Annotated in this window: 14 protein-coding genes; 10 read left to right on the forward strand and 4 right to left on the reverse strand. The window is 34.3% G+C overall.

Annotated elements, in window-relative coordinates; all coding sequences use genetic code 11:
* Positions 1-35 precede the first annotated feature (35 nt).
* The 7 genes from C1638_RS05945 (at position 36) to C1638_RS05975 (ending at position 9,348) form a co-directional block, all read left to right on the forward strand.
* The gene (locus tag C1638_RS05945) at positions 36-2,429 is read left to right on the forward strand and encodes a 3-hydroxyacyl-CoA dehydrogenase/enoyl-CoA hydratase family protein (protein ID WP_109620564.1); all 2,394 of its coding nucleotides are present in this window, start codon (positions 36-38) and stop codon (positions 2,427-2,429) included.
* A gap of 39 nt (positions 2,430-2,468) precedes the next feature.
* Positions 2,469-2,822: a four helix bundle protein gene (locus C1638_RS05950; protein WP_109619185.1), complete on the forward strand. Its 354-nt coding sequence runs from the start codon at positions 2,469-2,471 to the stop codon at positions 2,820-2,822.
* 72 nt (positions 2,823-2,894) lie between these two features.
* Positions 2,895-4,073: a thiolase family protein gene (locus tag C1638_RS05955; protein ID WP_109619187.1), complete on the forward strand. Its 1,179-nt coding sequence runs from the start codon at positions 2,895-2,897 to the stop codon at positions 4,071-4,073.
* A 49-nt stretch (positions 4,074-4,122) separates the two neighbouring features.
* Positions 4,123-6,387: a hypothetical protein gene (locus tag C1638_RS05960; RefSeq protein ID WP_109619189.1), complete on the forward strand. Its 2,265-nt coding sequence runs from the start codon at positions 4,123-4,125 to the stop codon at positions 6,385-6,387.
* 17 nt (positions 6,388-6,404) lie between these two features.
* Positions 6,405-8,180 carry an acyl-CoA dehydrogenase FadE gene (locus tag C1638_RS05965; RefSeq protein WP_109619191.1) on the forward strand — a complete coding sequence of 592 codons (1,776 nt, stop codon included), beginning with the start codon at positions 6,405-6,407 and terminating at the stop codon, positions 8,178-8,180.
* A gap of 305 nt (positions 8,181-8,485) precedes the next feature.
* Positions 8,486-8,821, forward strand: coding sequence for a YegP family protein (locus C1638_RS05970; protein ID WP_109619192.1), 336 nt, complete (start codon positions 8,486-8,488; stop codon positions 8,819-8,821).
* Between the two features lie 80 nt (positions 8,822-8,901).
* A complete protein-coding gene (locus C1638_RS05975) occupies positions 8,902-9,348 on the forward strand; it encodes a phosphohydrolase (RefSeq protein ID WP_106915834.1) in 447 nt (148 codons plus the stop codon).
* Here the strand turns inward: C1638_RS05975 and C1638_RS05980 are convergent.
* Together C1638_RS05980 and C1638_RS05985 are read right to left on the reverse strand one after the other, a co-directional pair.
* A complete protein-coding gene (locus C1638_RS05980; protein WP_109619194.1) occupies positions 9,345-10,061 on the reverse strand; it encodes a DUF2490 domain-containing protein in 717 nt (238 codons plus the stop codon). The genes C1638_RS05975 and C1638_RS05980 overlap by 4 nt on opposite strands.
* 71 nt (positions 10,062-10,132) lie before the next feature.
* Positions 10,133-11,944, reverse strand: coding sequence for a TonB-dependent receptor plug domain-containing protein (locus C1638_RS05985; RefSeq protein ID WP_109619201.1), 1,812 nt, complete (start codon positions 11,942-11,944; stop codon positions 10,133-10,135).
* A gap of 648 nt (positions 11,945-12,592) precedes the next feature.
* Between C1638_RS05985 and uvrA the strand changes: the two genes are divergently transcribed.
* Positions 12,593-15,385, forward strand: coding sequence for an excinuclease ABC subunit UvrA (gene uvrA / locus C1638_RS05990; RefSeq protein ID WP_109620565.1), 2,793 nt, complete (start codon positions 12,593-12,595; stop codon positions 15,383-15,385).
* A gap of 473 nt (positions 15,386-15,858) precedes the next feature.
* On the opposite strand, the gene C1638_RS05995 is transcribed toward uvrA, so the two are convergent.
* Positions 15,859-17,580 (reverse strand): helix-turn-helix domain-containing protein, encoded by a 1,722-nt coding sequence (locus tag C1638_RS05995; RefSeq protein WP_109619203.1) that lies wholly within the window; start codon positions 17,578-17,580, stop codon positions 15,859-15,861.
* 126 nt (positions 17,581-17,706) lie between these two features.
* Entirely contained in the window at positions 17,707-19,311 is a 1,605-nt protein-coding gene (locus tag C1638_RS06000; RefSeq protein WP_109619205.1) for a helix-turn-helix domain-containing protein, read from the reverse strand.
* Between the two features lie 438 nt (positions 19,312-19,749).
* On the opposite strand from C1638_RS06000, the gene C1638_RS06005 reads away from it, so the two are divergent.
* Both C1638_RS06005 and C1638_RS06010 read left to right on the forward strand, forming a co-directional pair.
* Positions 19,750-20,343 (forward strand): hypothetical protein, encoded by a 594-nt coding sequence (locus tag C1638_RS06005; RefSeq protein WP_109619207.1) that lies wholly within the window; start codon positions 19,750-19,752, stop codon positions 20,341-20,343.
* A gap of 116 nt (positions 20,344-20,459) precedes the next feature.
* The gene (locus tag C1638_RS06010) at positions 20,460-20,987 is read left to right on the forward strand and encodes a phage tail-like protein (RefSeq protein ID WP_109619209.1); all 528 of its coding nucleotides are present in this window, start codon (positions 20,460-20,462) and stop codon (positions 20,985-20,987) included.
* The last annotated feature ends 114 nt before the right edge of the window (positions 20,988-21,101 follow it).

Raw genomic sequence — 21,101 nt, forward strand, 5'->3', positions numbered from 1 at the left:
TTACATACGACCTTATAAAAAATAAAAATTTACATATGAAAAGAAGAATCAAACATGTAACGGTTCTTGGTTCAGGAATTATGGGTAGCGGTATCGCAGCTCACTTCGCCAACATCGGTGTGGAAGTGTCACTTTTGGATATTGTCCCTTTTGAATTGACCGAAGCTGAACAGAAAAAAGGTTTGACCAAAGATGATAAGGTAGTAAGAAACAGAATTGCTACTGAAAACTTTGAAAAACTTAAAAAAGCTAGCCCTGCACTTCTTTATTCTCCAAAGTTTGCAGACAGAATCAAAGTAGGAAACTTCGATGACGATCTTCAGAAAATTAAAAATACTGACTGGATCATTGAAGTAGTAGTAGAAAGACTTGATATTAAAAAGTCAGTATATGAAAAGATTGAGCAATTCAGAAAACCGGGTACATTAATTTCTTCAAATACATCCGGAATTCCAATCCACTTCTTGACAGAAGGAAGAAGTGACGATTTCAAAAAATACTTCGCAGGTACCCACTTCTTTAATCCGGTAAGATATCTTCCTCTTCTTGAGATTATCCCTACAAACGATACAGATCCTGAGATCATTGATTTCTATATGAATTATGGGGCTAAATTCTTAGGTAAAACTACCGTTTTAGCAAAAGATACTCCTGCTTTCATCGCCAACAGAATCGGGGTATTCTCCATGATGGATCTTCTTCATAATGTACAAAAATTGGGACTTACAGTTTCTGATGTAGATAAATTAACAGGTCCTGTAATTGGACGTCCAAAATCTGCAACTTTTAGAACAGCTGATGTTGTAGGTCTTGATACCTTAGTAATGGTAGCCAATGGGGTTCGCCAGAGCGGTGCTGAAGCCAATGACTTCAATGATGTATTTGCTCTTCCTGCTTATATCCAGAAAATGATGGATAACAAATGGCTGGGTTCAAAAACGGAACAAGGTTTCTATAAAAAAGTGAAGAATGCAGAAGGAAAATCTGAAATTCACGGGTTGAATCTTGATACTTTAGAATATGAACTTCAAGGAAAATCATCATTCCCTACTCTAGAATTAACAAAAGCTATCGATAAGCCAATTGACAGATTCAAGGTATTAATCGGAGGAAAGGATAAAGCAGGTGAATTATACAGAAAATCATTAGGAGCATTATTTGCTTACGTTTCTCATAAAGTTCCTGAAATTTCTGACGAGGTTTATAAAATTGATGATGCCATGAGAGCCGGTTTCGGTTGGGAAAATGGTCCATTTGAAATCTGGGATGCCGTAGGTGTTCAAAAAGGTATTGAATTGGCTAAAGATGCTGGTTATGAAGTTTCAGACTGGGTAAAAAATGTAGAAACTTTCTATAAAGTTAATGATGAGGGGCAAAGTATTTATGTTGATAAAAACTCAGGAGAATACAACAAAATCCCTGGTCAGGATGCATTTATCATTCTAGATAATATCAGAAAAAACAAAACACTTTGGAGCAATTCAGGAGCTTCTATTGAAGACTTAGGTGATGGTATCATCAACTTTGAGATCCGTTCAAAAATGAACTCTCTTGGAGGCGAAGTTCTTGATGGATTAAACAGAGCGATTGATTTAGCTGAAAAAGAATATGATGGACTGGTAGTTGGTAACCAAGGTACTAACTTCTCTGTAGGTGCTAACCTTGCGATGATCCTTATGATGGCTATTGAGCAGGATTGGGATGATTTAAATATGGCTATTGCTTACTTCCAGAAATCAATGATGAGAGTTCGTTACTCTTCTATTCCTGTAGTTGTTGCTCCTCACGGAATGACATTAGGAGGTGGATGCGAAATGACTATGCATGCAGACAGAGTGGTTGCCGCAGCAGAAACTTACATCGGACTGGTAGAAACCGGAGTGGGTGTAATTCCTGGTGGTGGTGGTACAAAGGAACTTACTTTAAGAACTTCCAGAGAATTCCACAGTGATGATGTTAAAAACAACAGACTTCGTGAAGCATTCATGAACATCGCTATGGGTAAAGTAGCTACTTCTGCCTATGAGGCGTACGACATGGGAATCCTTGAAAAAGGCAAAGACATTGTTTCAGTAAGCAAAAACAGACAGATTGCAGAAGCTAAAAAAGTGGCAAAACTATTAGCAGAACAAGGCTATACTCAACCTATTGAGCAGAAAGTAAAAGTTCTTGGTAAAGATGCCTTAGGAATGTTCTATGTAGGAACAGATCAAATGCTTACCGGAAACTACATCTCCGCACACGACAAGAAAATTGCAGACAAGCTAGCCAATGTAATGGTAGGTGGAAACTTATCTGAACCAACTGTTGTTACTGAACAATATCTATTGAATCTTGAAAGAGAAACATTCTTACAACTTTGTGGTGAAAGAAAAACATTAGAAAGAATTCAGTACATGTTGCAAAATGGAAAACCACTTAGGAATTAATTTGTACAATGTCGGATGTAAAATGTAAAAAGTATTGATATGCATAATTTCAGGGAATTGGAGGTTTGGAAAAAATCTATTTTGCTTTGCAAGCATTATTACAGTATTTCCAAGGACTTTCCTAAAGACGAGTTATTCGGATTGACCTCGCAGTCAAGAAGAAGTCTTTATTCAATTCCATCAAATATTGCTGAAGGAGCCGGAAGAGATTCTAATCCTCAATTTTGTCAATTTTTAAACATTGCATTAGGTTCCTCTTTTGAATTTGAAACTCAACTTATAATTGCTAATGATTTAGAGTTCATTAAAAAAGATGACTTTGATTTGCTACTATCCGAAATCAAGCATGTTCAAAACATGATAATCAAATTAAAACAAAATTATACAAAATAGAATTGTACATAGTAAAAGATAGGTTCAATATACCTGACATTTTACATTATACATTTTACAAAATACAACAAAATGAAAACAGCATATATAGTAAAGGGTTTCAGAACTGCCGTTGGAAAAGCTCCAAAAGGAAGTCTAAGATTTACAAGACCCGATGTAATGGCCGCTACAGTTATTGAAAAATTAATGGCTGAACTTCCACAATTAGATAAAAACAGAATAGATGACCTTATCGTAGGAAATGCAATGCCAGAGGCTGAGCAAGGACTAAACGTGGCTCGTCTGATCTCTCTAATGGGGTTAAATACAGATAAAGTTCCGGGAGTAACTGTCAACAGATACTGTGCTTCAGGAAGTGAGGCAATCGCTATTGCTTCTGCAAAAATTCAGGCTGGTATGGCAGATTGTATCATCGCTGGTGGTACAGAATCTATGTCTTACATCCCTATGGGAGGTTACAAGCCTGTTCCGGAAACAGATATTGCAAAGACAAACCCTGATTACTATTGGGGAATGGGATACACTGCTGAAGAGGTAGCAAAACAATATAATATTACAAGAGAGGAACAAGATCAGTTTGCTTTTGAATCTCATATGAAAGCTTTAAAAGCGAATCAGGAGGGGAAATTTACAAACCAAATTGTTTCAATCCCTGTAGAATATAACTTTCTGGATGAAAACCAGAAAATGCAGACTAAAAAGTTTGACTTCTCTATAGATGAAGGTCCAAGAAAAGATACTTCTTTTGACGGATTATCAAAACTAAGACCTGTATTTGCCAACGGAGGAAGTGTAACTGCCGGAAACTCTTCTCAAATGAGTGACGGAGCAGCTTTCGTAATGGTAATGAGTGAAGAAATGGTAAAAGAACTAGGGCTTGAGCCTGAAGCTAGATTAGTAGCTTATGCAGCAGCCGGACTTGAACCAAGAATCATGGGAATGGGACCAATCTATGCTATTCCAAAGGCTTTAAAACAAGCTGGTTTGGAATTAAAAGACATCGATTTGATTGAGCTTAATGAAGCTTTCGCATCTCAGTCGGTTGCTATTAAGAAAGAACTAGGTTTAAATCCTGATATATTAAACGTAAACGGAGGAGCAATCGCTCTTGGTCACCCACTGGGATGTACCGGAACAAAATTGACTGTTCAGCTTCTAGACGAAATGAGAAGACGTGGCAACAAGTACGGAATGGTTTCTATGTGTGTGGGAACAGGACAAGGAGCGGCAAGTATTTTTGAACTTCTATAAAATAAATTGGGAAGACTGAGTTTTCTTTCTTCCCAAATTTTAATTTTTCATGACAAATAAATTATCTTTTTTTTCTCTTTTTATGGTCATTCTGGTGAATTCTCAGCAGAAAAAAATAACATATTTTGACAAAGAATGGAAAGAAACAACAAAAGATAAAGCAGCTTTTTATAGACCTACTCCTGTTGCATTAAATGATTCAATAGAATTTATCCGGGATTATTTTATCAATGGAAAACTCCAATATCAAGGATATTCTTTGAAGAAAGAAAATATTGGTTCACAATATTGGTATGGTGAAAATGGCTTGGACAACAGTTCAAACTATTCACAGAACAGTGCTAAAGATTTAGAACTTAAATTCTACTACCCTAGCGGAAAACTCTGGAAAATTCAGAAACTGAATGGAGAAAAAGCACAGGAAGAAGTTTACTTTGAAAATGGAGGCTTAAAAAGTATTGATTCAGTAGATTACCGCTCGGAGTTAAGAAAATTTGGAGTTAAAAAAGTATATTGGAACAATAGTAATAACCTTGCTTATGAGGAATTTTATAATACTGAAAATCAGTTAGTTAAAATTAAAAACTACAAGCAAGATGGAAGCTTGATCAGTGAAATAAATACTGATAATATTATTGATGGGTATGTAATCAATCATGAATATTTTAAGTATGATATCCTTAATAGCTTTGCTATTGCTTCTGAAAAGCTTTCATTTAATGATAAAATATCTACAAACCAGGTAATTGATTTTCCCGATGCTCATTTTATAGTGCATGGAAAATACTCTGATATTCTTCAAAAAAATGGAGATAACTATATTTTTTATAACTATAAGAGCTGGATTTCTGATGATCGCAGAAAAAACCGGGCGTATACAGAGCTGGAAAATGATGATAGAATTTTTAACTTCAAAAATATACAGGACTATTTAGGTGAAAAAAACTTTCTTTTAGACGTTAATAAAATTAAAAACCAAACCATTGAAAATTTTAAAAATGAGATAACTAAGAAAGTTTTCAGCTATTATGATAAGGAAGAACAATTATTATATAAATATTTTTTTCCTACACCTGAAATAATTAGCAAACAAGTATATAAGTTTGAAGATAATGAGGGTTATGGATTTGGGTATCATAAGTCCAATAAGGATGATCATGAAAAAAAATGGAGACTCTATTCTTCCGAATCTTTCACGGCTTTCTTATTTAACCTTCAAACCAATAGACCTGTAATATCTTTTAAAGATTCGTCAGACAATTTCTTTATACCTCTTGAAGACGGTTACTTATTGAATAATATAAAGGTAAAGGCAGAAGATAAATCTGACAGTAAGATTGATCATAATCTCGATGTTCAAAAGCATTATACAATTATAGAAGAAAATGGCAAAAAGAAATTGTATTCAGTATTTGGGAATCAGGTAATTCATGACAGCTATGATGAAATTCTAATGAATGATTATTTTATTGTAACTAAAAAGGGGGCTGATTATTCCATTTATGATCCATTTTTTAATAGATTAAATATCAACAATATAAAAAGTGTTTATCTAAAAGGTGACTATATCAATGTTTTATATGATGGAAAGGTAAGAAATCTCAATTCATTATTGGAAGATACTCTACCTAAAAAATACATTTATATGACATGCAGTCAGGATCCGAATACCTATTATAAATTTTCGCCGGCTTATGATAAAAATTCTAACCGAAATGTAATTGTAAGAATAAGAAACCGATGGGATTCTTCTGAAACACAATCATATGCTTTAAAAAATCTGCCTCAAAAAGCAAAACTAAATTATATCTATAATGATATAAAAGCAGGCAGAAAGGATATTCTAAACTATTTCAAATATGATGCTTATGATATTGAAGATTTTTTCATAACAGCAGAGTATCAAGGTAAAAAAGGACTTTTCTCTTTTGATAAGGAAAAAAGACATTTCGTAAATGGTTCGAGAATAACAATTAAGGATAAAGAATTTGAAAAACAATATTCTGAGATCACTCAGGAAGCAAGTTTTAGCAGATTTAACAATGAGGATGAAGATGACCGTAAATTTAGGTTCTATGATTTCAATTATGAATTTGATGCCATTACCCTATTACCAATGGAATATGATGATATTATTTTCAAAGATGAATTAATCATTTTTTACAAAGACAGAAAATACGGAGTTTATAAACTCAGCAAAGAACCGAAATACAAAAAAACAGGAATCCGAAAAGATAATTTTTTGGAAATTACAAACGAAAAAAATCAGCAGGGCTGGCTTGACCTTGCTACAAACATTGAATATTATAATTAAAAATAAAAAAAACAAATATGGCTACACTAAAAGGAGGTGAATTCCTAATCAAACAAATTCCTGCAAACGACATTTTCAGTATTGAAGAATTAAACGAGGAGCAGAAAATGCTTCGTGATTCTGCAAAGGAATTTATAGACAGAGAGGTTGTTCCTCAAAGAGAACGTTTTGAAAAGAAAGATTATGCATTCACTGAAGAAACAATGCGTAAGCTTGGTGACATGGGAATGTTAGGAATTGCTGTACCAGAGGAGTACGGAGGTCTTGGAATGGGCTTTGTGACTACAATGCTTGCTTGTGACTATATTTCAGGAACTACAGGTTCATTGGCTACCGCTTATGGAGCTCACACCGGAATCGGTACCCTACCTATCGTTCTTTACGGAACTGAGGAGCAAAAGAAAAAATACCTTCCGGACTTGGCAACAGGTACAAAATTCGGAGCTTACTGCTTAACTGAGCCTGATGCAGGTTCTGATGCAAACTCTGGAAAAACAAGAGCAAAACTTTCCGAAGACGGAAAACACTATATCATCAATGGTCAGAAAATGTGGATCTCCAACGCAGGATTTGCTGATACATTCACGTTATTCGCTAAAATTGATGATGATAAAAACATCACAGGTTTCGTTATTAATCGTTCTGAGCTTGAGAATCCTGAAAGCTTAACTTTCGGTGAGGAAGAGCACAAACTAGGAATCCGTGCTTCCTCTACTCGTCAGGTTTTCTTCAATGACATGAAAGTTCCTGTAGAAAATCTTTTAGGTGAAAGAAACAATGGTTTCAAAATCGCTCTAAATGCATTGAACGTAGGTCGTATCAAATTAGCAGCAGCTTGTTTGGATGCACAAAGAAGAATCTTAAACCACTCTATTCAGTACTCTAACGAAAGAAAACAGTTTAATGTTTCTATCTCTACTTTCGGAGCAATCAGAAAGAAAATTGCTGAAATGGCAACCGGAGTTTTCGTAAGTGAGGCTGGTTCTTATAGAGCTGCTAAAGATGTTCAGGATAAAATAGATGAATTGGTAGCAGGAGGAATGGATCACCAGGCTGCTGAGCTAAAAGGAGTTGAAGAGTTCGCTGTAGAATGTTCAATCCTTAAAGTATTCGTTTCTGATCTTGCACAGCACACTGCAGATGAAGGAATTCAGGTATACGGAGGAATGGGATTCTCTGAAGATACTCCAATGGAAGCTGCATGGAGAGATTCAAGGATTTCAAGAATCTACGAAGGAACAAACGAAATCAACAGATTATTAGCTGTAGGAATGCTTATTAAGAGAGCAATGAAAGGTGAATTAGATCTTTTATCTCCTGCAATGGCTATCAGCAAAGAATTAATGGGTATTCCATCATTTGAAGTTCCTGATTATTCAGAATTCATGAGTGAGGAAAAAGCAATTATTGCTAACCTTAAGAAAGTATTTCTAATGGTTTCTGGTGCGGCTCTTCAAAAATACATGATGGATATTGAAAAGCAACAGCATTTATTATTGAATGCTTCTGAGATCCTTAACCAGATCTATATGGCAGAATCTTCAATTTTAAGAGCTGAGAAGCACTTCTCTCCTGATTCTGTAGAAGCAGCAATGGCTCAGTTGAACCTTTACAAAGCTGTAGAAAAAATTACAGTGGCAGCTAAGGAAGGAATTATTTCTTTCGCTGAAGGAGATGAGCAAAGAATGATGCTATCAGGGTTAAGAAGATTCACAAAATACACCAACAATCCAAATGTAGTGGCATTAACTGAAAAGGTAGCTGCTCATTATATTGAAAAAGGAAATTATTAGTCTTTTATAACATAAATTTGATTCAAAAGCGTCCCATTTGGGGCGCTTTTTTATGATAATAACTGCTTTACCCGAAACATTCTCATTTTAATTTTATCAGAAATACCTATTTTCTACTGATCATTTTAAATTTTGCACTGCATTAAACAAAGTTTTTATTATAAAAATACATACCATCAATGATCCTAATAAATCAATTGAGTACTGAATAACAGCAGATTCCAATATTTTTTTTATCTTTAATTGAAAAGAAGTAGCAATGCTATCTAAATAATAACCAAACAACAATTCTAAAAACTATTACTATGGGAAAATTCATTATTTCAAAAAGAACCAATGGAGAATTTCAGTTCAACCTTAAAGCCGGCAACGGTCAGGTCATTCTAACAAGTCAGGGATATAGCACAAAACCTTCATGTGAAAATGGCATCAGTTCTGTAAAAACCAATTCGCAGGAAGATTCTAAATTTGAAAGAAATACTGCTAAAGATGGCAGATGTTATTTTAATCTTAAAGCCGGAAACGGTCAGATCATAGGAACCAGCCAGATGTATGAATCTGATAATGGGATGGAAAATGGGATAGAATCTGTAAAAAACAACGCTCCGAATGCTTCTGTAGAGGATGAAACAAATTTATAAAATCATCTAAAATAATATTAATAAAAATGTCTTATTTTTTTAAGGCATTTTTTATTTTTGTATTCTATTTTCATCGAGAAATGACAAAAGAAGAATTATTAAATAGAGCTATAAAAATCGCTGATAAAGCTCATAAAGGACAAACTGATAAATACCATGCCCCTTACATAGCACACGTAATGCGTGTAATGGAATATGGTAAAACAATGGATGAAAAAATTGTAGGTGTGCTGCATGATGTTGTAGAAGACCATCCATTAGAATTCAGCCTTGATTATCTAAGAACGGAAGGTTTTCCTGAATACATCATTTTTGCAGTAAGCTGCCTTACTAAATTTGATCCTGAGGAGGATTATGATGAGTTTGTCAAAAGAACAGAGAGGTCTCCACTGGCTGTTGCTGTGAAGCTTAATGATCTTCGTGATAATATGGACCTTAGAAGAGTAAACCGAGAGCTTACTCCTAAGGACATTAAAAGATTTAATAAGTATCTTAAAGCTTATCGCTATCTGATAGAGAAATATTAATCTGCACCAGGGAAGTCATACGTCTTCACATGATGATCTGTACCATCAATATTGATGTTCAGGGCTAGATAAATAAAGTGCAGGTTCTTGTTTCCCTTGGCTTCAAACTCACGTTGCCATAAATAACCTGTCAAAATTCCAAAGTAATCATCGATCTGATAGCCGAAACCGCCATAGACTCTGTTTCTGGCAAAAGTAGGCTTCATCGGGGTTACAAAGAAGATTTCATCGTAGGCATTGGCAAAGACAGTTCCTTTTTTTATTGTTGGAGCATTTAGAGGAACGCTTACATTCAAACGGTAACGGTAGCGCATTCTCTGAGAAGTCTTATCAATCTGAGGTTCATAAAACCAGCTTTTTTCAGCACGAAAACGGTTTTCAAACTTCACGATACCTTTTTTGAAATCAATAACATCCTGAAGCCATACCCTGAACTCTTCTCTGCTTAGGCTATGCTCTTTATAGTTGACGTATCTTCCCAATCCTATGAAAGGTTTATGGTTCTTCGTAAGATTATATCCCACTCCTCCTTTTATCTCATAATAATCCGGATAGGTGTAATCTTCGTTACCTCGCAACTGCCCTTCAGCATAAAGGAAAAACTTTGGATGAAACTTATAGGTTAAAGTCACTGCATTGAAGCTGGAAATATGTTCCTGTGCTTTGAAGAATGATAAACTAAGAAGTAAGCTTAAACCTAAAAAACGTTTCATAAAAAATTTTTGCAAATGTAATTTTTTTAACAATTTGTTAATATTAACTTTAATTAATATACAATTAACACCTACTTAATGTTAATTGTATATGAAAAACCAATGTGGAACCATCTTTGAGGCATTTCTACTCCAAATGCTTCTGTATATTTCGTATTGGTCACATTATTAATTAAAACATACACAGAATAGTCCTTTTGACTAAAGCTCAATTTCTCGTCCAAAAGATTATAAGTTCCAAGATTTACCCTTTCATTATACCTATAGGCTAGCTCATTGGTAAAGCTTTTAAGAAACTTTGTTTCTAGTTTAGCAATAAACTGATGTCTCAGATTATCCAGAATATATCTTGATACAAGCTCATTGGGTTCCTTGTACTTACTGTCAATATAAGTATATCCTACCGTATATTTTAACCAGTCTGTTACCCTATGATTAAGCTCTGCTTCTATTCCCTTAATCTTAATATCTCCTACATTTCCGGCAGCCCAAACATCATCATTAATGTCTTTTTTAACCCAATCAATAGAATTTTTGGAGTCTCTTAAGAATCCACTCACTTTTGCTAAAATCTTTTTGTTCTGATACTGATATCCAACTTCGGATGAAATAGCATTTTCAGGCTGTAAATTGGGATTTCCGTGCTCAGTTGGACTTATATAATAAAGTTCTGTGAAAGTCGGAATACGGTGTACTTTCGCTATGTTTCCGTAGATTTTGCTGTTAGGAGTAAAGTTATACCCTACATCTAATCCCGGATAGAAAAAGTTTCCTTCTTTAGAATAATTCGCCCATGAAATTCCCGGGCTGATATTCAACTTTTTATCCAATAAAGAAAAGTGGTGTTCAAAAAATACCTGTGATACAAAACGATTAGGGTTTCCAAGGTTACTGCTCACCAAAAGTTCCTTTCTTAGCTCAAAGCCAACTCCGGTTGTTCCCAATCCCCATTGGTAGCTGGAATTCACTTCTCCGCCTACATTGTTTCCAATGTGCATATTTCTGTATCCATTAGGATTTTGTCTGGTATAAAGGTACATGTCCTGCCCTCTTCTCCAGTATACATTAGAATTAAGCTTTAATTTCCCAAAGGTCTGCTGATGGGCTACACTTACAATAGAAGCCTGCATTTCCTCATACTGATCTCTTGCTTTCTTTGAAGCATAAAATCCATTAGCACCAAACTTTTTCTCTGAAAAACCAGCCTGAAGCCTTAAATCACCATTTTTAATATTCAATTTTCCCTGATAAAACACATTCCTGATTTCGTAATCAGTATTGTACATATATCCTTGTGAAGCCGAAGAATTTGCCTGAAGTGTATTTGAGAATTTTTCATTTCCCAACTGCGCATTGAATCCTAAGCCATAGGAAGCATTATCTCCTCCTTCTGCACTTATCTTAACACGTTTTCCCGGAGTTGTCTTTGTAATCACATTGATAACACCCGCATAGGCATTCTGGCCAAAACGTCGGGCAGCAGGCCCTTTTATAATTTCAATTCTCTCTACATCTTCAAGATCTACAGGAATATTCATAGAATTATGACCTGTCTGAGAATCATTCATTCTGATTCCGTTCAATAACAATAATACCTGTTCAAAAGAACTTCCGCGGAAGCCAATATCACTCTGTACTCCATTCGCTCCTCTTCTTCGGATATCCATTCCCGGAACCTGCTGAAGAATTTCATCAATACTTTTAGAGGGAGAATTAGCTATATCTTCCTTTGTAATTACAGTAATATTTTGATTGGCGCTTTTGTAAGGTGTAGAAATAAATTTCCCCTGAAATTCAATGTTTTCTATATCCGTTGTCTTTTCCTGTGCATTTACCCAAAGTAAAGATCCAAGAAAAAAAGCACTTCCTATCTTTTTGATCATAATCGTTTCCGTAGTTTCTTTTAACAGAATTCAAAAGTAAGGGAGTTCGTGTAGACAGGCAAATGATACTTGTCATAAAAAAATGCAGCATGAGTGTGCTGCATTTTGTGTGTCCGAGGGAGTAGTTTTCTATCTTTTTCTCATTAAATGTGTAACTAGATCTCTGAATAATTTTCTCATTTCTATATTACATATTTATGAATACAATTTTAAATAATTTTAAAACATAAAACAATACCTTAATGAAAAAACATACTGGATATGGATAAACCATTTGTAATACGATAAAAATAAATTGAAAAACATAAATAAGTCCACAAAATACTTTTATATTTTTATTTTTCATAGTCCCATTTTTGATCTTTAAGCATCTTTTTTGGATTCAAAATATATTATTTTAGAAATAGGACAAGCGTAAATTTTCGCCAAAAAATTCGTAATTTTGTGGGTCTTAATTTTACAATTAAATCATTCTTTTTCAAATATATTTTTTGGACAGCATTTTACAAATATGCTATCTCCTGATCATATTAATTTGGAAAGAAACTCGAGAGTTCAATTGATGACAGTCTTAGAATATTCTAAGGCAGAACACCATTACACTGGCAGACATGATGCTGTACAGTTACTTTTATGAATAAACAAAATATGGCTAATATTACAGAAATAGACATAAAAAAACAGATCTACGTTAAGAATGCACATCTTAACAATCTGAAACATATAGATGTCCTGATCCCCAAGAACAAATTGATTGTCATCACGGGTGTTTCAGGAAGCGGTAAATCTTCATTAGCCTTCGATACTATTTATGCTGAGGGACAGAGAAGATATGTTGAAAGCTTAAGCTCTTATGCCCGTCAGTTTTTAGGAAAACTTGAAAAACCTAAAGTTGATGACATTAAAGGATTAGCACCTTCCATTGCCATTCAGCAGAAAGTAATTTCTTCTAACCCACGTTCTACAGTAGGAACATCTACTGAGATCTACGATTATATGAAGCTTTTATTTGCAAGAATTGGAAAAACATTCTCTCCTGTTTCAGGTGAAGAAGTGAAGAAAGATTCAGTTTCTGATGTGATTGATTTTATCAAGGCTTCTAAAAAAGATACTTCTTTTTTATTAACAGCTCCTTTGGCATATGATGCAGATAACTTTAAGGAAACCCTTAATATTTTAAAGCTTGCAGGTTTCACAAGACTTGAGATCAATGGAAATCTTGCAGGAATTGAAGATCTTGAAAGTTTCGGATTTACTCCGGAAAAAGGAATGGCCATCAATCTTGTTATTGACCGTTTTGCTTATGAAGAAGATGAAAGTTTTTTACAACGATTGGCAGACTCTATTCAGATGGCATTTTATGAAGGCCATGGTCATTGTTCTTTAAAAAATACAGATACTGAAAAAGTAAAGGAATTCTCCAATAAGTTTGAACTGGACGGAATGGAATTTCTCGAGCCTAATGTTCATTTTTTCAGTTTCAATAATCCATACGGAGCATGTCCGGCTTGTGAAGGATACGGAAAAGTAATCGGAATTGATGAAGACCTTGTTGTTCCCAACAAAACTTTATCGATCTACGAAGATGCTGTAGTCAGCTGGAGAGGCGAAACGATGAGTGAATGGAAAAAAGACTTTATAAAAAAGGCAGGTGACTTCCCGATCCATAAACCTTATCATCAATTAACAAAGGAACAAAAGAACTTCCTTTGGAAAGGTGATGGAAAAAGCAATTTCCCATGCATTAACAATTTCTTCAAAATGCTTGAAGAAAATCTTTATAAAATTCAGTACCGAGTTATGCTTTCACGTTACAGAGGAAAAACCCTTTGTCCGACTTGTGAAGGATTGAGACTTCGTGAAGAAACCAGCTGGGTAAAAGTAGATGGTCATAACATTCAATCCATGATTGAACTTCCATTGGATGAACTAGCACCTTTAATCAACAGCTTACAGCTTTCGGATCATGATAAAGAAGTTGCCAAAAGACTTCTGTACGAAATCACAACTCGTCTTGAATTTTTATTGAAAGTTGGTTTAGGCTATCTGACCTTAAACAGGACCTCCAATACCCTTTCAGGAGGAGAGAGTCAGAGAATTAATCTGGCAACAAGCTTAGGAAGTTCGTTGGTAGGTTCCATATATATATTAGATGAACCCTCTATTGGTTTACATTCCAAGGATACGGAAAACCTTATTGGAGTATTAAAGAACCTTCGTGACCTGGGAAATACCGTGATTGTAGTAGAGCACGATGAAGATGTAATGCGCGCTGCCGATTATATTATTGATATTGGCCCTGAAGCAGGTTATTTGGGTGGTGAGCTTGTATTTGCCGGTGACTATAAGGATCTAAAAAAAGCAAACACTCTTACCTCAGAATATCTTACAGGAAGACTTGAAATAGAAGTTCCAAAGAAACGTAGAAAAGGAAAAGAATGGATTTATATCAAGGGGGCTCGTCAGAATAACCTTAAAAATATAGATGTAGATGTTCCTTTGGAAAGTTTAGTCGTAATTTCAGGAGTTTCGGGAAGTGGAAAATCTACCCTGATGAAAGAAATCCTAACAAACGACATTCAAATCCAACTGGGAATGGGTGGTAAAAAAGGAGATTATGACTCTGTAGAGTTCCCGAAGAAATTAATCAAGAATATTGAACTGATTGACCAAAACCCAATTGGAAAATCATCCCGTTCAAATCCTGTTACTTATCTGAAAGCTTATGACGATATTCGAGATCTTTTTGCTAAGCAGAAAATCTCAAAAATGATGGGTTATAAGCCCAAGCATTTCTCTTTCAATGTAGACGGCGGAAGATGTGATGAATGTAAGGGCGAAGGAGTGATTAATGTTTCCATGCAGTTTATGGCGGATATTGAGCTGGAATGTGAAGTTTGTAAGGGGACACGATTCAAGAATGAAATCCTTGAGGTTAAATTTGACGAAAAAAGCATTTCCGATATTCTTCACATGACCGTTGATGAAGCATTGGAATTCTTTAAGGATAATAATGAAGAGAAAATTGTTACTAAACTAAGACCTTTACAGGAAGTTGGTTTAGGATATTTACAGTTGGGACAAAGCTCTTCTACCCTTTCAGGCGGTGAAGCACAGCGTGTAAAACTAGCTTCATTCCTTGTAAAAGGAGTAACTACGGATAAAACTTTATTTATTTTTGATGAGCCTTCCACAGGGCTTCATTTCCATGATATTCAGAAACTTCTAAAGTCATTACAGGCTTTGATTGACCTTGGGCATTCAGTAATTGTTATTGAACATCAACCGGATATCATCAAGTGTGCTGACTATATCATCGATATTGGCCCGGAAGCAGGAAAATATGGTGGTGAAGTGGTATTTGCCGGAACTCCGGAAGATCTGATAAAAAATAAAAAGTCTTATACTGCAAAATATATCAAGGAAAAACTTGAAAACTAAATACAGACAGAGGGCAATTGCTCTCTGTTTTTTTAGCGATATGGGAAAGTAAAGCCTCCTGATTTGTAGATATACGTAGGTAAAATATTCACTACCATTATTGTATTTGGAGATCAACCTAAGAGTTATCCACAAAAAAATGTGGATAACTTGTGAATTTTAACATTAAATTCATATTTCGTATTAAAAATAATAGTACATTTACTATGTAATAATAATCGAAGTGGAAACTTTATTTGCTTTTCTTACTACTATTGAAATTGCAATTAAATTTGAAATAAAAATTTAAGCACAGCATTGTCGGCTGTGCTTTTTATTGTTGTCTAATTAAAAAAATGAGATGTATTATCTACTGAATCTGCTCCTAAAGAGCAGATTCTTTTATCATAAAACCCGATTAAACCTTTAATAATCGTTCTCATTTGTGAATCATAGAACATCTGTTTTTTAAGGGTATAAACTGAAGTAATATTCTATTCTGCAACACTTTCATACCTGCTCGCCCCTAATAATACTGGAGATTTTAATTGCTCCACAAAATACGAGGGAGTAAAACCTGTTTCTTTTTTGAAAGCATTCACAAATACCCTTGGTGTTGCGTATCCACACTCCTCCGCCAAATAAGTGATCTTGTATTCTCTATATACCGGATTTTCATAAAGCTTCTTAATGATATAGTTAATCCGCAGCTCGTTGATATAGCTGGTGAAATTGTGTTCTCTATAAATCTTAATGATCTCCGAAAGGTATTTTGGATTGGTAGAAAGACTATTGGCCATCCAAGTCAGACTCAAATCTTTCCGAAGGAACTTTTCTGAGTTCTCAAATTTTTCAAGTTTAAGGAGAAGAGCCCTCACTGTTTCATCAGTGATTGTAATTGAGGATTTTATTTCATCATTTCTCTCCAAGGTTGGTGCTGCTTTATTCTCTTCTTTTTCTTGGCTTATTTTATCAATGAGATCTTCGTATTTCTTATGAATAATCTTATTGCTTCTCTTTCTATATATCAGCATACCTGCGGTTATAAGGATAAGGATAACAAAAGAAATAGCAACAATTTTTTTTATCTTTTTGTCTCCGTTGACTTTAGTTTCTGAAATCATCTTCTTGACAGGAGCTTCCACAGCTTCTTTCTCTATGGAAGTAATACTGTCATTCAATTTTGAAAAAAGATCAAGATATCTTTGAGAAGTTTGGCTATCTCCAACTCCCAGATAAGATTTGGCCAATACCATATATCCTACTCTTCGATTGTAAGGCATACTATTGGATTTTTCCATGGCCAGCATATTCTCTCCATATTCTATTGCTTTCCTGTAATCTTTTTTCAGCTGATAAAACTCCTGAAGTGCCTGATACAAATCTATTTTTGTATCAATATTTACTTCTCCTTTAACTAAACCAAGTTGTTCTAAGGCTTCCTTAAAATAAAGCTCAGATAATTTTATATCCCTTCCTTTATTTTTAGAGTCCCTGTAATGAATTCCCAGATTCATATTTACTGATATCAGCATATCAACCTTTTTCTCTAAAGGGATATCTTCACTATTATCAATTACTTTCAAAATTTCCTCCCTGCTCTTTTCCAGATAATACAAAACTTTTTTATCTGATCTCCTTTGGTAATACGGAGCCATATTATAATAAACCAAAGAGGTCTGATAATGTCTCTCATTGGTTTCAGAAATCAATTTTGCATATTTCAGAGCGGCTTCATATTCATTTAGACTCTCGTCATATAAGCCAAGATTTTCATATAATATCGCCCTTTTATTGCATAAAATAGATAATGTTTTATAATTTTTCTGATTGATTGCCAAATCTCTGGCTCTATTGGATATTTCCAGAGCTTTTTTATAATCATAGGTTTGGGAATAGACTAATACTATATTTTTTGTTGCGTCCAATTCGCCTTTTTCACAGCTTGCAGACCTCGCTATTTCAACAGCTTTTTGAAGTAATCCTAGAGCCTCCTTACTTTTTCCTTTGTCATTAAGAGAGATAGCCTGATCTATTAGTTGGTCTATACTTTCATTTCCTGGGCATAAGGTTGTTTCTGCACTTGCCATGGAAAATAAAAATAAAAACAACACAGAAATAACAATAGTGTACAATCTTTGAATACGTTGATTACGGTTTCCCTCTTTCCTGGAAAAAATAAACTGAGACGTTCGCAAGAATAATTTTTTAACCATAAGATTCCATTTTATAAAGAATTATCATTTTTCAAATTATTTGAGCAGTCAAAAACATTAAGCTTTTGAAGTTTTTTTACTGCTAAGACCACAAAATTTAACTTAAACCGTAAAATAGATTGAACACTAGGCAGAAGCTTTCAATTGCTCCACAAAATAGGATGGCGCGAAACCTGTTTCTTTTTTGAAAGCACTAACAAATACCCTTGGTGTTGCATATCCACACTCCTCTGCCAAATAAGTTATCTTGTATTCTCTATATACTGGATTTTCATAAAGCTTCTTAATGATGTAGTTAATCCGCAGCTCGTTGATATAACTGGTGAAATTGTGTTCTCTATAAATCTTAATGATCTCCGAAAGGTATTTTGGATTGGTAGAAAGACTATTGGCCATCCAGGTAAGGCTCACCTCTTTCCTAAGATATTTCTCTGAGTTTTCAAATTTTTCAAGTTTAAGGAGAAGAGCTCTTACTGTATCATCGGTGATGGATACAGATGATTTTGTTCCATTATTTCTAGAAATATCTTGTAATTCTAGTTCCTGCTCTTCTTGTTTTGCATTTATTTTAGCAATCAGATCTTTATATTTTCTATGAATAAATCGGTTCTTTCTCCTCCAATATAACCAACCAATGAATACTACAACACCAAAAGCCAGTACTGAAACCATCAGTATTTTTTTGATAGTGGTCTGATTCTCATGTTCATTATCTGAAATAATCTGTTTAACAGGTGTTATCAAACTCTCTTTTTCCGATTTCAACAAGCTATCACTCAAATGCATATAAAGCTTTGAGTAGTATTTTGACGAATCCTGCTTGTTGGTTTCTATATATGAACTAAACAAGGTATGATAAATACCTTTCCTGATATAAGGCATCGAGACCTGCCTTTCAAAATTTTCCGCTCTCTTGGCAAAGAAGATCGCTTTATGATACTCACCATTATCATTATAGAATTTTGCCATATCACTTAGCAGGATTGCCTTTCCATTTACATAGATATCAACCTTATCACTTTCATGAATCTCCAAAGCTTTCTCAAAATAGTGCTTAGCAGAATCATTAACTTTTAAATTGCTATAAATCAAACCAAGGCTCGCATATTGATAAGCCAGATTTTGATATTTTGCATTTATAGTTACCGGTTCATTTCCAGGTATTTGATAGGATGATATGATACTCTTTTGTCTGTAAAAAATCTGCTTTTTAATATCGTTCTTTTTTTCATAAACTCCAGCATAGGATTCATAGATAAGAGATTTTCTGTAAATGCGACGGTTTGGAGATTTAATATCATCAATATTAATTAAAGATTTTTCTAATTCTTTCAGACATTCATCCAAAAGCCCCATTTCACCATAGGCATTTGCCCGCATTCTATAGATATCGGAAACATAATCAAAGGCTTCTAGCTCTTTGGCATATTTTTCAACAAAGCGACTTTCTTCTATGGTTTTTTTATAATTACCCTCATTATAGTAAAGCAAGACAAGTCCCATGGAGCTGGTCATTGCTCCATTTGTATAATGAATTGTTTCACATTGTTCTTTCAGCTGTTGCAATTTTTTTGTGGCTGCCACAGGGTCTGAAGCTGCAGAAGTTTTATACTTCTTAATTTCAGCATCAATTATTTTTATTTTGGAAACTGATTCTTTCGGTGTTTTTACATTTTGGGAAAATGCTGCATAAAAAGAAAAAATGATAAAAAATAAATAGATTTTTTTCATTAGGAAATAGAGATTAGTTTTTAGAAGAAAGATTTAATAGAGCAGTGCAATCAGTGAATTCAACACCTATATAGCTTAAGGAGCATAAAAACTTAATTGACTTTCATAAATCCATTGATATATTTTTATTTCTAACAAATTCATACTCATCAATTCTTTGATTTCAATACCTCATGTATTGTTATAAGATTGATTCTTTCATATTATAACCCCTATTCATAATTATCATTCGCACAAATTTAACGAAATATATATCCTAAAAATACAAATACCTATTTGGGATTTTTAAAATACTACACAAATAGCTCGAAACAACACAAGCGACTGATTTACAGAAGTATTTATTTGTAAAATCAATTAAAAAGTATATGAAACTTTCCGAATTATTCCTGTATTATACTTGTATAGGCATTATGGTAGTTATAACATTGCATCAAAATGCTAACCGATTCTGAAAATAACATGATGAACCCACTCTTCTCTCTACAATCAATTGGAGAGAGAAGGTTTTTCTTTTTGGTATTACTGTTGGCTAACTTTCAGATTATACAAGCTGTTTGCAGACATGATAATATTCCCTCATCAGATACTTCATCCTCTCCAGCTTCGCTATTTACATCAAAGGGTGCTATAGTTTCAGGTATGGATCAAATATATGTTCATCAATCTGAAAAGGTGAAGAGAAAATTCAAAAGAAAAATTTCACCTACACCCTATAAAAGAAAACATAAAAAAGAACAGAAACGGTCTCAAAGTGATAAAAATAACAATATAACCGTATCTATATTTATCAGGAATACAACCTCAGAAAAATACTTACTGGCTCTTTCCGACAACCACAAGAAAATTGTCATCCCCAGCCAGCCTACAATAAAATCCTTTTTGCTTGGCTCCGAAAACAAAATATCGGTTCTAACCCATTTACTGGTAATTTTTCAAAAAAAAATCTATAAAAACCATGGATTTTCAAGTCTTAGATTTTATCAAAACTTCAAAAGACCTCCACCATTCCTACATACGGCTATCACTTAAATACAAATTATCAGATAGCCTTTCTTCAACGAAAATTTCAATATGATCCATCCATATTCGTCGGGTTTATCCGGTGCGAACAGGTAGCATCATTTATTAACTCAAACAAAAACATAATGAAAAAAGCAGTACTGGCAATAGCCACCCTCATGGTTTGTACCATCCAAGCACAGGTTGCAATTGGAAAGCAAAACATTACGAATACCTCGGTATCCTTAGAATTTTCCAATACCGAAAACAGAGGTCTTATTCTACCCTATGTAGAAAACAAAACCGGACTAACCTCCGAGGGAACCATTATCTATGATACTTCAGACCACAAGGTAAAGTATCTGAAAAACAACACACAATGGACAAATCTGAGTGAAGATGACGGAACAGCTGCCACGATAGGTAGTGCGGACTTAAGCATACAGGGAACCGGTAAAATTGAGAAAACAACTGCCAAAACCAGCATTGGAACCCCTTCTTCCACAGATGGAATCCTCGTATTGGAAGCAACTGATAAGGCTATGATTCTACCCAAGGTAGCTAGTCCGCATCTCAACATCATGGACCCTGCTCCCGGAATGATGGCTTATGATACTGTTAAACGACAACTAGCTGTATACAACGGTAAAGTTTGGACTTTCTGGAAACCCTAAATGAATAAAAATGAAAAAAAATCAATTTTATTGACCCCTCTTTTTATAAACATGAATGCTAATAATCAAATACACACTAGCATCATATTACTACAAAAAATTACCACCATAGTA

Origin of the sequence: Chryseobacterium oncorhynchi, from assembly GCF_002899895.1 — a bacterium.
GTDB lineage: Bacteria > Bacteroidota > Bacteroidia > Flavobacteriales > Weeksellaceae > Chryseobacterium > Chryseobacterium oncorhynchi.